We start from the raw sequence: 12672 nt of genomic DNA, 5'->3' as shown, positions 1-12672 counted from the left end.
GGCGTGGGGCGGGCGGGGCGGGGGGTCGACGCGTGAGTGTTCCATCGACGTATGATGTGCCCATGCGCGCTCTCCTGTCTTGCACCCTCCTGCTGTGCTTCCTGGCGCTTCCCGCCCGGGGCGAGACGGTCGGCTCGATTCCCCGGCCCGTGTCGGGCTCCTGGGCCGTGGACACCACGGGGACGCTCTCCTCCTCGACGCTCGCCGGGGTGAACCGGTGGGGCAGGGACGTCGATGACCAGGGGCTCGGCCAGCTCGCCGTCGTGGTGGTGCGCACGACCGGCGGCCGCAACCCGCGCACCTTCGCCACCGAGCTCTTCAACCGGTGGGGCATCGGTCATGCCGGGCGGGATGATGGGGCGCTCCTCTTCATCGCCCTGAAGGACCGCAAGGCGGAGATCGTCCTCGGTAACGGCGTCGACAGCTCCGAGGACACGCGGCGCAGCGACGCCATCATGTCCGGGGAGATCGTCCCCGCCTTCAAGCGGGGGGACCCCGAGGGGGCCGTGCTCGCGGGCGCTCGGGGGCTGAGCCAGCTGCTCGAACAGTCGCCCCTCAACATGTCCCCGCGCGGCACTTCCCCGGCTCCTCCCGCCGCCCCCCCCGTGCGTGTTTCCGTCCCGGCTCCGTCCGACCCCGAGCCCTTCCATCCTCCCGAGCCCCCGCGCCCTACGCTCTCGAGACGGCTCGAGCAGGCCGCCTCGGACGCGAACCCCTGGCTCCTGGGTGGAGGGGCCGGTGGACTCGTGATGGGGTTCATGGGCCTGCGCCGCTGGCTGCGTCGGCGCCCGCGCATCTGCGAGGGCTGCCAGCAGCCGCGCCAGCTCCTCGATGAGTCCGCGGACGATGCGCACCTCGATGCCGGGCAGCGGCGCGAGGAGAACCTGGGCTCGGTGGATTACGACGCGTGGTGGTGTGTGTCCTGCGAGGACGTGCGGGTGGAGCGCTATGGCTCCTGGTTCACCGTCTACTCGAAATGCCCCCAGTGCGCGTACAAGACGAAGTCGGAGTCGATGACCACGCTTCGGGAGGCGACGTATGACCATGGAGGAACCGTCCTGGTCAACGTCACCTGCAAGCACTGCAGCTATCACACCCATTTCACGCGCAGCACGCCCCCGAAGACCCGTCCCAGCTCCTCCTCCTCGGGCAGCTCCCGCGGCGGCTCCTCCGGCTTTGGTGGCGGCCGCTCCTCGGGAGGCGGTTCCAGCGGGAGCTGGTAGGCCCGGACTCCTGGCTGGAAGGGCTAATAGAGGAACGCGCGCAGGTTCGTTCCCTGCTCCACGAACACCTTCATGCAAAGGAGCATCTGCGACCAGCCCATGCAGTTGCCGTAGGAATTCTTGAGCCCCTCCGGCGTCTTCCTCCATCCCGACTCGCTGATGCGCACCAGCGTCGCATTCCCGTCGAGCGGCTCGAACTCCATGCGCACCTGGGTGTTGTAGTCGCCATCGCCCGCCTGCCACTCGAGCTCGATCAGCCGATTGTACTCGACCTTGCGCACGTGCACCGGGAACGCGCCGGGAAAGTCGGCGAAGTCCCACGTGACCGTCTTCCCTTCGTCGAGCGGTCCGCTCGCTCCGTTGGTCGTGAAGTAGCCACTCAGCTTCTTCGGGTTGTAGACCGCGTCGAATACCTCGGCGACCGGCTTCGCGATCTTCGCGTGGACCTGGAACTTGAGGTCCATCTCACCCACAGCCGCCGACGTCGCGCCTTTCTCCTGCCCCATATGTGCCTCCGCGCATTGCCCGCTCACATTCAATATGTTATGAAATTATAACATGTCAAGCGGTGACGTCCACGACTCGGTCTTCAAGGCGCTGGGGGACTCGCGGCGGCGCGCGATGCTCGACCTGCTCAAGACCCGGCCGTGGACGACCGGGGAGCTCGTCGAGCACTTCGCGGAGCTCGACCGGTGCACGGTGATGCAGCACCTCGGTGTGCTCGAGAAGGCGGGGCTGATCATCGTGAAGCGGAGCGGCCGACACCGCTGGAACTACTTCAATCCGCTCCCCATCAAGGAGATCCACGACCGGTGGATCAGCCGCTACGCGGAGGGCGCGGTGGAGCTGCTCGCGCGGTTGAAGTCGGATCTCGAGGGGCAGGGGTAGGCGCGCGACGGGCCTCGGATTCGAGCCGTGTCACATCCCAGCCTCCCGCCTTCTGTCTTGGCGGAGGCCTGTCATGGCGGCGTGTCAGGAAGTCCGGCAGTGGATCACTCAAAACATCCTCGTGCCGGTGACACAGTTCATCACCGCCGCGCGCGAGAAGTGCGAAGAGCTCAAGCAGAGGATCGAGGAAAAGGTCAGCCAGCCCGTCGATCAGTGGGTCTCCCGGCAGGAAGAGCGCTGCCGCGAGCTGCCGTGGTGGAACCCCCTGCGGTGGTTCTGCGAGCTCGTGACGATCGTGGTGAAGGTCGTGGTGTGGGTGGTCGTCACCGTCGTGAAATGGGTCGTCACGATCGTCTGTCAGATCGTCACCGTCGTCATCGGCATCATCGTCACCCTCGTCCTTCGCGTGGTCGGCTGGTTCGTCACGTTCGTGGTCTGCCTCTTCTCCGATCCCCTCGAGGCGCTGAAGTCATTTCGAGATCTCTGGACGATCGTCCTCGACACCGTCGGAGAGATCTTCGACCTGGTCGATCTCCTCCTCGGTGATGTCATCGACATCCTCACCGACGTGGAGAGCCTGATCGACTCGCTCGCCAGCTCCCTCGGCTGGCTCGGGGTGGTCCTCGGCATCGTCAAGGGGCTCATCGGTCTCGTGCGCGACCTCGTGTCGGTCATCCGCGATGCCGTCCACTCGCTCGGGGACATCGTCCTCGGCGTGCTCGGCGGCAACCTCTGCCGTCTGCTGCGCGGCCTGACGGATCTCGGGACGGCCATCGGCCGCGCCCTGCTCGACACCGGCTTCGTCGTCTTCTTCCCCCTGCGCGTGATTGGCGCGGCGGTCGGTGGTGTGCGCGACAGCGTGAACCAGCATCAGCTCGAGGACGTCATCCGCTCCGCCGTCGCCCGGTCCTTCGGCGCGGGCAGCGAGCGAGAGCAGCGAGCGCTCGAACAGATCGGCATCAACGTCCGCCCGATGGGCCTGGCCTTCCACGCCGACGCGCGCCGCATGTTCCTCAGCTCCAACGACCGCGGGCTGAACTTGAAGGCGCTGCATGACGAGGGCGTCATCAATCTCCATGCGCTCGCCGGTCATCTCTCGGACTGCGGGCGTGTCATCAACGAGCCGGAGGGCGAGGTGGTCTACGCCGGCACCTCCCTGCACGTCTCCTACGCTGATCTCGAGACCTTCCTGCGCGACGGCCCTGGCTCGGTCCCGGAGTTCCACGTCTTCGCCATCACGCGCGCGAAGTTCCGCACCCACCTCGAGACCGCGAGTCGCAAGGCGGCCGCGCTCGGCGTGCGTCTCTTCTTCCCCGTGATCGACGGCATCCAGGCGACCTCGAGGGACCACGTCCCTCTCAACGCCAGCGAGCAGACCCCTCCCGGGGACCCGGTCCAGCAGGCCCTCTTCCAGCGGCTAGGACGCACGGGGGTGAACGACGACCTCTCCCTCATTCCGTCCATCAGTCACTTCCACTACGTCCCCGATGCGAACGGCAATGAGCTGTTCGGTCTCACCTCGTGGTTCCGGCCCTCGGACAAGGATGCGCGGATGAGCGGTGTCACGTACCGCAACCGCACGCCCGACTGGGGCTTCCGCTTCGTCCTCGTGCATGAGCTCGGCCACTACTGGGGGCTCGACCACAAGGATCGCAACCTCAATGACCGCAGCCTCGATCAGATCATGTATGCGCCATCGACCGGCGTGGGGATCGACGCGGCGGCGGTCCTCGAATACCTCCTGCTCAGCGGCGAGCCGCGCTTCACGCTCGACGACGCGCGCACCGCGTGGGACTGGATCACGGGAGACGGCGCGGCCTCGCTGCTGCCGTGAACGGGCCATGCGGCGAATCATTCGCTCGACGATGGAGTTGCGGACGCTGAAGCATCGGACGGCGCGGCGAGGCGTTTCGAGCGTCGTCCTCGAGCTGGCGCGAGAGGACGAGGCCGTGCGCACCGCCGAGCGTGCCATCAACCGCGGGCTTCGCGCCTGCGGCTGTGAGACCGGCTCGGTGTTCGTCTTCGCCGGCGTGGTCTTCACCGCGCTGCGATGGGTGTCCGGTTCGCGCCCGTCGGCGTGGGGCGTCGTGGCACTCCTCGCGACGCTCGCGGTGACGGGGAAGTTGATCGGTCTGGCCTTCGCCGAGTGGCGGCTGCGCGCGGCGATCGACCGGCTGTCGGCCCTGGAGCCGTCATGAAACAGGGGCGTGGCCGTACTGGCCACGCCCCCGGGGTGCTACGCCGCGACTAGCGGTAATCCCACTTCTGGTTCGACCCGCCGTGGCAGTCGTAGATGCTCAGCTTGGCGCCGTCGTTCGCGTTGTACCCCTCGATGTCCACGCACTTGTTGGCCAGGTAGCTCACCAGGTCACCCGCGGCGCTCAGCACGAAGTCCTGGGCGCGGTTGCCGTTGCAGTTGGCGATCTGGATGCGCGTGCCGTTGGCCGTCGAGGCCCCGGACACGTCCAGGCACTTGCCGCCAATCTTCAGCCGGGCGCCGTCCCAGGCGAACTTCTGGGCGTTGGTGCCATTGCACGTCCACATCTGCACCTGCACGCCGTCGGAGAAGTTGCTGTTGGGCACGTCGATGCACTTGCCGTTCATCCGCGAGACGAACGACTGGCCGCCACCTCCACCGCCGCTCGTGACGAGCGACAGGCCGTAGGCGCTCAGGATGGGGTTGATGGGCTGGAAGAACGTCTGGGGAGGATTGCCATTGGAGCAGCCGCCCGCGATGCCCGACGTCACGCCCTGCGCCTGATTGCCGGAGAGGACCGAGCCACCCGAGTCACCGGGGTCCGCGCACGCGTCCGTCTTGGACAGGCCATACACCGGGCCATTGGAGTAGTTGACCGTGACGTTCGTGGCCTGCAGCGTTCCACACCGCCAGCCGGTCGTGGTGCCGGAGCGGCAGATGGACGCGCCGATGCCGGCCGCGTTGGAGCCCTGAACGATGACGTTCGCGTTGTTGTAGTTGTACACCCAGGGCTGCGGCGTCCACGAGCCGTTGGTCGCCACCCACCCGTAGTCACTGCCGGGGAACACCGACCCCCGGATGGTGCCCATGGACTGCCAGTTGTTGCCGAGCGTGGGGGTGCCCGCCCCGCCACAGTGTCCCGCGGTGACGAAGCCGCCGTACACCGAGAAGCCCACCGAGCACACGCCATAGGAGCCACCGGCCCCCGTGCCGAAGTAGTAGATCTCTCCGCCGCGCACGTCGTACGCCGGGCGCGGGGCCTGGGTGGAGTGCTCCACGCGGATCACCCCATCCTTCGCGCCGCTGCTCAGCGCGACGAACGACTGGGCCCGCGCCGCCGTCAGGCTCGTGTCGTTCTCCGCCTGCACGACCACGCTGTTGGTGGCCACGTCCACGTACCAGGAGTGGATCGACGCGGGCGCGTTCCGGGCGTTGCCGTTCAGCTCCGCCACCACCTGCTCCAGCCTCGCCTTGCTGTGCTTGACCAGCCGCGGCTCGGCTCCCGCACGCCGCACGCGCGCCGCGCTGGCCTCATCCGTCACGCCGACGATGAGCTGGGTGCCGTCCTTGCTCAGCCAGGCCCCTCCGAAGCTGTCTCCCAGCTCCGCGCTCAGCCCCTTCTCCAGCCCGGGCGCCTTCGCCTCGAACTCCAGCCGGCGGCGCGCCTGCGCCTCGTCCAGCCCCAGGTCCCTGCGCATCGCGGAGAGCATCTCCGGCGACACGTCCTGCGCCGACACGGCCTCGGCCGCCACCGCGGGCAGGCCGTGGAGCGTCGCCAGACCGGTGAACAACGTCGTCACGGTGGAGAGTGCGTTGAGCTTTCGATTCTTCATGGGTGGTTCTCTCGGGTTTGGGGGGGGCGGGCGTGTAGTTTTTGCTTGGAATTCTAAAAAATCAAGAAAGACAAGCTAGTCCAGCTCTCGGGGCTGTTTCGTTAAAACGGAGAAATGACTCAATTCTCGCCCAGCCCTCTTTTAGAGGAAGGTAGGGCGGAGATAGGGTCAACCCGAGGATCGAAATACCCTCACCCCGACCCTCTCCCAGAGGGAGAGGGAGAGGGGGAGGGGGAGGGAGGGAGAGGGGGGCGGTTCTTCTCCTGGATGCGTGTTTCCCTCCAGCCCAGCTCATGGGCGAGGGTGGTTCACGAACCCACGGTGCGGTTCTACGGGCTCCCGGGTGCTGGCGCGCTCAGCACCGGGGCAGGTTCGCGTCCGGAGGGCAGCTCCACTCGGCATGGCAGCACTCGCCCCCCTCGCGACCGCAGGGCAGCTGGCATGTCTCCACCCAGTCGCATGGGTGGCGCTCGGAGGTGGGACTCGAGGACTCGTCCATCTGCCCCTCCGGGGTCGTGCAGTTGCTCGCTCCCGGCTCGCACGTCACCGCCGGTGGGGGTCTCCGCGTCGACATCGCCACCACCGCCGCCGGAGCTCCGGTGAGCAGGCTCGCCATCAGACAGAAAATCGCCGTCTTCACGACCACACCCCCGTGCTGATCGCGTACCTGTTCCCACCACCCCCGTCCCGTGGCCCGAGCCACGCTCCGGGGCGTCAGAACTCGTCCGCCGTCGCTCTCAACGCGTGCCACCCGGTTCTATTGCGGGGCGACTTCGATGGCGCCGCGGTTCTTGTCCTGATGTGCCCATGGCCCGTCGCTTTGCGAAGGGGGTTGAGCGGGGAATTCGCGACTTCGTCGTTCAACAGGAGGATCGGTTGTCCGCCCGGCGGCACTCGCTCGGCTGCCCTTGTGGGCGCGGGTGGGGCGGGCGGGGGGTCACATCCGTCTCCGGAAGCCTCTCTCCGACAAGGAGAGGTGGACAGATGAGAGTCAGCAAGAGCCGCGGCGGCCTGACGGTTCGAGCCATCGCCGGAACGCACAACCTCCTGCTGGGCATCGACCTGGAGGAGGAGCTGCGCAAGGGGTGTCTCGGGTTCTCCATCCAGCGGGCCCGGTTGGACCCGAAGCGGAAGACCCCGACGGCCTGGCGGTGGTTGCCCAACCGCCTGCGGTTCCCGAATGACAAGAGCACCGGCGCCATCACCAGCGAGCACTCCCCCGTGCAGAAGTTCCGTTGGGGGGACTACACCGTCGAGCCGGGGACGACGTACCGCTACCGGGTGATCGCCCGCTATGGCCGCTGGGATGCGCTGACGTCGGGCGCGACGGTGGAGTTGGACGTGACGACGGAGGACCCCTCCTCGGAGCGCACCGCCGTCTTCTTCAACCGGGGCGCGGCCGCCAGTCAGGCCTACAACGACACGTTCGGCGACGTGGATCCGGACGAGATGGAGCCCCGGGAGCGGCGCAAGGCCCTGACGTGGCTGTCGCGCGGCCTCGAGGAGGCGCTGCTGGCGTTCATGGCCCGGGCGCGAGGCAAGGGATATGCCCTCCATGTCGCCATCTACGAGTTCCAGAAGCCGGAGTTGCTGGCGGGGCTGGTGGAGGCGGCCAAGCGCGGCGTCGAGGTGAAGGTCGCCTACCACTATCGCAAGGCCTCCAAGGAGGACACCACCTGGGCGAAGAACGAGAAGGCGGTCGCCGCGAGCATGCTCGTCCAGAGTGGAGCGCAGGTCCACCAGCGCAAGGAGAATCCCCAGAGCGCCATCAGCCACAACAAGTTCCTGGTGCTCCTCCACAAGGGCAAGCCCCGTGCCGTCTGGACGGGCTCCACCAACTGGACCGAGGGGGCCATCTATGGACAGCTCAACGTGGGGCACGCCCTGTACGACGAAGGGGTCGCGGACACCTACGAGCGGTACTTCCAGCTCCTCTTCGCGGATGCGAAGGCCGAGGTGCTCAAGGCCGCCGCTCGCAAGCTTTCCCCCGTGCTGGACCAGAAGGTGCTTCCCCCAGGTCCCGGCGCGTGGCCCATCCTCTCGCCGCAGTCCAATGACGACATGCTCAAGCTGTACGCGGCCCTCTGCGAGCAGGCCAGTCACGTGATGGTGTGCGCCCCGTTCGCGCTCGCCCAGCCCATACGGGACGCCTTGTCCGACGAGAACGAGGCGGACTCCATCCTGCGCTACCTGCTGGTGGACAAGGAGGGCAGCCTGGGCAAGCCCGAGGAGGTCCAGCTCATCAAGGGCGATCCCTCCAATTCGCTGGGCGTGGCCGTCACCCTCAAGTCCCCGCTCCACGACTTCCAGCAGCGGCTCCTCATGAGTTCGGAGAGCTTCCACCACTCCGGCATCCACATCCACTCGAAGATCATCGCCGTGAATCCGCTCGGGGACGATCCCATCCTCATCACCGGCTCGGCCAACTACTCGAACAACTCCACCCGGCGTAACGACGAGAACAGCGTCCTCATCCGAGGCGACCTGGCGGTCGCGGACATCTACGCCACGGAGTTCATGCGGATGTTCGAGCACTACCACTTCCGCGGTTCCGTCGCGAAGGAGAACGCGAAGCGGGCCGAGGCCGGCAAGAGGCCCGTGGACAAGCCGATCTCCTTGAGGGCGGACGACACCTGGTCGGACTCGCGCTACGTCCCGGGCAGTCACGAGGCGCTCGCCCGCCAGCTCTTCGCGGGCACCGGGCCGGAGCCCACTCCCTTGGAGCGCGAGCGCGAGCACCCCCGCCACGCCGGCCCGTAGGGGCACCGGGCGCCCCGCTCTACACGTGCTGCTCCAGTGGGTGCTCGCCCAGGCGCTCCAGCGCCCGCCGCTCGAAGGTGCGCGCGCCCTGCTGGCGAGCCGTCCGGAGGGCCTGGAGGAAGCTCTCGCGGGCCTCCGGCTCATGGCCCAGTGCCCGCAGGGCCTCGCCTCGCAGCCGGTGCAGCTCGGCGTCGTAGAAGTGCTGGCCCCCCGGCTCGAGCTTCCTCAGCGCCTCGGTGCTCATTGCCAGGGCCTCGCGGGGTTGCCCCAGCTTCAGGTGCAGCTCCGCCATCACGCCGAACTCCATGTGGAGCTTGTTGGTCCTGGCACCCGGGGCGTCCCAGCCCGTGAGGGCCTCGCGGATGGACCGCAACCCCTCCTGGGCATGCCCCTGCGCGCCCCAGGCCCAGCCCCGGATGATCGTGGCCCAGGACTGATAGCCCCGGAACCCGTGCTCACGCGCGATCGCGAGGGCCGCATAGGACCAGTCCAGGGCACGCCGCACGTCCCCGCGGAGCTGACAGGCCTCGGCGATGTACGTCAGCACGCTGGCGGACGTGTGCGCGTGGCCGATGCGTTCCGCCAGCTCCAGCGCCTCCTGGCTGGCGCGCAGGGACTCCTCCTCGTGTCCGAGCACCGCGTGCGCCATGGCCGCGACGGCCAACCCCGTGGCGCACGGGTCGATCCACTGCCGCTCGGCCATGGCCCGCTGCTCCTCGGGTGAGAAGCCCGAGCACGCCGGCATCCGCGCGAGCTGCTCCAGCGAGGCGGCCATGTCGCCCCAGGCGAAGAAGTCCGCCGCCATCATGCGGTGTCCCAGGGCGAGCAGCTCCTGGTCCTCGTGGCGCTCGCCCAGCGTCACGAGCATCGTGGCCAGCTCGTGCGCGCGCGCGTACTCCGTCCGGGAGAAGAAGTAGGAGAAGAGCCCGAAGAAGGACAGCCGCAGCCGGGGCAGCGCCTCGCCCACCCGGGGGAGGAGCGCGAGTGCCCGGGTGTACGTCCGCTCCACCTCGGGCGAGTAGTAGCCGTGCACCTGGGCCAGTGGCACGCCCAGGAGGATGAGCAGCCGCAACTCCTCCTGGAGTCGCCAGGGGGTGTCGGGCAGCAGGGGCAGCAGCCGCAGTGCCTGCTGGAAGTGGCTCGCCGCCTCCTGGTTGGGCGAGCGCAGGCTGGCGCGCTGCCCGGCCCGCGTCCAGAAGGCAATGGCCCGGGAGTAATCGCCGGCTTCGGTGTAGTGGTAGGCGAGCCGCTCCGGTTGCGTATCCACCACCTCGGGGGATTGCTCCAGCAGGGCCCGGGTGATGCGCTGGTGGAGCTGCCGGTGCGCGCCCCGTGGCTGCGACTCCCTGGCCGCGTCCTGGAGGAGGGCATGACGGAACTGGTAGCCGGGCCCGGTGTCATCGTCCCGCGGTTGCAGCAGCCCCTCGGCCACCAACGCCTCCAGGTCGCGTCGCAGCGTCAGCGGGTCCCTGCGCGTCAGCGTGGTCAGCAGCTCCACGGAGAAGCCGCGCCCGAGCGCCGCGCAGGACCAGGCCAATGCCTTCTGTCGGGAGGGCAGCAGGTCCAGCCTCGCCCTGAGCAGCTCGTCGAGGGTGATGGGGATGGCGCCGGGCGTCCCGTGCTCCAGCACCATGCGCGTCATCTCCTCCACGAAGAGGGGAATGCCGTCCGTCCTGGCGACGAGCTGCTGGACCTGCTCCGGGGACAGCTCCCGGCCGTGGGCGGACTCGCGCACCAGGGTGGCGGTGAGCTCTGGTGGCAGCCGCTCCAGCGCGAGCCGGTGCATCCACGGGCGCGAGGGCCAGGAGGGATGGAGCTCGGGCCGGGCGCTGAGGACGAGCAGGACGCGCTCCCGCTCCAGGCGCTCCAGGAGGTAGCCGAGCAGCTCCAGCGTGGAGGGGTCCGCCCAGTGCAGGTCCTCCACCACGCCGAGCACCGGCCGCTCGCGGGCCACGTGGGACAGCAGCGCCGCCACGGCCTCGAAGGTGCGCTCCTCGCGGAGCTCCAGCGAGAGTTGGAGCGGGGGCGCGCCCGTGGGGTCGGGCAGGGAGAGGAGGTGGGCCAGGAGCGAGGCGTGCTCCGGTGACAGCCCCAGCGTGCCCGGTGGAGGGGCCACGCCCCGGGGGAGGAGGCGCCGCGACAGCTCGATGAGCGGATGGAAGGGGCTGGTGCTCGACCGCGGCCAGCACTGGCACTGGAAGTAGACGCACGGCTCCTGGCGGACCCGCTCGCGCAACTCCTGGATGAGGCGGGACTTGCCGAGGCCCGCCTCGCCCAGGACGAGCACGGAGGCTCCCCGCCCACCGCGGGCCTCGTTCCAGTACGCGAGGAGCCGTCGCAGCTCGTCCTCCCGTCCCACCAGCGGCGTGAGGCCGCCAGCGGCGAGCACCCGCTCGAACCGGAACGTCGCCGGCCGCTCGCGCAGCACCCGGTGCAGGCCCAGGCGCCGCGTCCCCGCGAGGCCCTGGTAGTCGCGGGCTCCGAGTGCCTCGGCCTCGAACGTCCCACGCACCAGCGACCAGGTGGCCTCGCTGACGAGCACGGTGTGGGGCTCGGCCAGGCCCGCCAGCCAGGAGGCCACCTTCGGTGCCTCGCCCCTCATCGCGAGCGCCCGGCCCCGGTCCTCCGGGCCTTGCCCGCCCAACGTCACCCGGCCCGTGTGGATGCCCACCTTCACGGCCAGCGCTTCCCGAGCCAGGGCGAGCCCCACCTGGACCGCGCTCCGCGAGTCCTCCTCGCTCGCCACCGGGTAGCCGAAGCAGGCCAGCACCTCGTCACCGAGGTACAGGGCGATGGAGCCCCCCCGCTGCTGGACGAGCTCCTCGCAGCGCTGGTGGAAGGCCTCCTCCCACTCGCCGACGTCCTCGGTGTCCAGCGCCCGCGCCAGCCCGGCCCCGGTGAGCCGCAAGGACACCAGCGTCACCTGCCGGCGCTCGGGAGCCGGGGGGCGCGGTGCCTGTCCCCGGGCGCCCCATCGCTCCTCCAGCTCACGCAGCTCCTCGCCCAGCTCCCGCGCCGTCTGATAGCGACGCTCGGGGGCCTTGGCCAGCAGCGTGGACACCAGCGGCTCCAGCTCCCGGGGCAGCTCCGGCCGGCGCTCGCGCACCGGGGGCACGGGCTCGTCGGAGAGCACCCGCTCGCGCAGCTCCGGCAGGCTGTCGCTCGGGTAGGGGGGAGCTCCGGTGAGCATCTCGTACAGCACGATGCCCGCGGCCCAGAGGTCGGTCCGCTCGTCCTGCCGTCCTCCCCGCCATTGCTCCGGCGCCATGTAGGCTGGCGTGCCGGCGGTGGGCAGGTCCAGTCCGGGCGCGTCCCGCTCCGCCAGCAGCCACGCCAGGCCGAAGTCGAGCAGCTTCACCTCGCCCTGACGGGTGACGAAGACGTTGCCCGGCTTGAGGTCCCGGTGGATGACGTGGTGCTCGTGGGCGTGCGCGAGCCCGGCGGCGATGCCGGCCAGCAACTCCAGGGCGTGCCGTGGCGCCAGCCGCTGCTCGCGCCGCAGCACCGCCGAGAGCGACTCGCCCTCCAGGTACTCCATGACGAGGAAGGGGACTCGTGGTTCCCACGCGGCCTCGCGCCACTCGGAGACGTCGAAGAGGCGGACGATGTTGGCGTGGGCCAGCTGCGCGACGGCCCGCGCTTCCTTCCTCAGCAGGGAGATCAGCTGCTCCTCATCGTCCGAGGGCGCGCGAGGGAGCAGGAACTTGAGCGCCACCTCGCGTCTCAGCTGGGCATCCCATGCGCGGAACACCTGGCCCATGCCCCCTCCGCCCAGCGACTCGAGCACCTGGAAGCGGCGGCCGTCCTGGCCTCCCAGCCACTGCCCGGACACCGGCGTGCGAAGCAGGGCCGGCCCCCGGGTGACCACCCGCATCAGGTCGTCGCCGAAATCCGAGTCCTCGAAGCCGGAGACCGTGGACGCTCCCTCATCGTCGCGGCCGGTATTCCCAGACATGGCAGCCCCCAGCCTTCAAGCTAGGGACCACCAGGG

Annotated in this window: 9 protein-coding genes; 5 read left to right on the top strand and 4 right to left on the bottom strand. The window is 69.2% G+C overall.

Annotation, left to right across the window (positions count from 1 at the left end; all coding sequences use genetic code 11):
* The first annotated feature begins 62 nt into the window (after window positions 1-62).
* The gene (locus JRI60_RS49820) at window positions 63-1223 is read left to right on the top strand and encodes a TPM domain-containing protein (RefSeq protein ID WP_204223180.1); all 1161 of its coding nucleotides are present in this window, start codon (window positions 63-65) and stop codon (window positions 1221-1223) included.
* 23 nt (window positions 1224-1246) lie between these two features.
* On the opposite strand, the gene JRI60_RS49815 is transcribed toward JRI60_RS49820, so the two are convergent.
* Entirely contained in the window at window positions 1247-1729 is a 483-nt protein-coding gene (locus JRI60_RS49815; RefSeq protein WP_239470197.1) for an SRPBCC family protein, read from the bottom strand.
* Window positions 1730-1781: 52 nt separating this feature from the next.
* On the opposite strand from JRI60_RS49815, the gene JRI60_RS49810 reads away from it, so the two are divergent.
* The 3 genes from JRI60_RS49810 to JRI60_RS49800 all read left to right on the top strand — a co-directional run bounded on the left by JRI60_RS49810 (window position 1782) and on the right by JRI60_RS49800 (window position 4309).
* Window positions 1782-2111, top strand: coding sequence for an ArsR/SmtB family transcription factor (locus JRI60_RS49810; RefSeq protein WP_204223179.1), 330 nt, complete (start codon window positions 1782-1784; stop codon window positions 2109-2111).
* 73 nt (window positions 2112-2184) lie between these two features.
* Window positions 2185-3945 carry a hypothetical protein gene (locus tag JRI60_RS49805; protein WP_204223178.1) on the top strand — a complete coding sequence of 587 codons (1761 nt, stop codon included), beginning with the start codon at window positions 2185-2187 and terminating at the stop codon, window positions 3943-3945.
* Between the two features lie 7 nt (window positions 3946-3952).
* Window positions 3953-4309, top strand: a complete 357-nt coding sequence (locus JRI60_RS49800; RefSeq protein ID WP_204223177.1) for a hypothetical protein — start codon at window positions 3953-3955, stop codon at window positions 4307-4309.
* A gap of 49 nt (window positions 4310-4358) precedes the next feature.
* Here JRI60_RS49800 and JRI60_RS49795 read toward each other — a convergent pair whose 3' ends face one another.
* Window positions 4359-5921 (bottom strand): S1 family peptidase, encoded by a 1563-nt coding sequence (locus JRI60_RS49795; protein WP_204223176.1) that lies wholly within the window; start codon window positions 5919-5921, stop codon window positions 4359-4361.
* 355 nt (window positions 5922-6276) lie between these two features.
* On the bottom strand, window positions 6277-6561 hold the full coding sequence (locus JRI60_RS49790) for a hypothetical protein (RefSeq protein ID WP_204223175.1): 285 nt from the start codon (window positions 6559-6561) through the stop codon (window positions 6277-6279).
* 344 nt (window positions 6562-6905) lie between these two features.
* Between JRI60_RS49790 and JRI60_RS49785 the strand changes: the two genes are divergently transcribed.
* Window positions 6906-8681, top strand: coding sequence for a phospholipase D-like domain-containing protein (locus tag JRI60_RS49785; protein WP_204223174.1), 1776 nt, complete (start codon window positions 6906-6908; stop codon window positions 8679-8681).
* A gap of 19 nt (window positions 8682-8700) precedes the next feature.
* Here JRI60_RS49785 and JRI60_RS49780 read toward each other — a convergent pair whose 3' ends face one another.
* Complete coding sequence (locus JRI60_RS49780) at window positions 8701-12636, bottom strand: protein kinase domain-containing protein (protein ID WP_204223173.1); 3936 nt, start codon at window positions 12634-12636, stop codon at window positions 8701-8703.
* Between the last annotated feature and the right edge of the window lie 36 nt (window positions 12637-12672).

It is taken from the genome of Archangium violaceum (genome assembly GCF_016887565.1).
GTDB lineage: Bacteria > Myxococcota > Myxococcia > Myxococcales > Myxococcaceae > Archangium > Archangium violaceum_B.
Note: the sequence above shows the minus strand (reverse complement) of the source record. Positions and strands in the feature narration are given on the sequence as shown.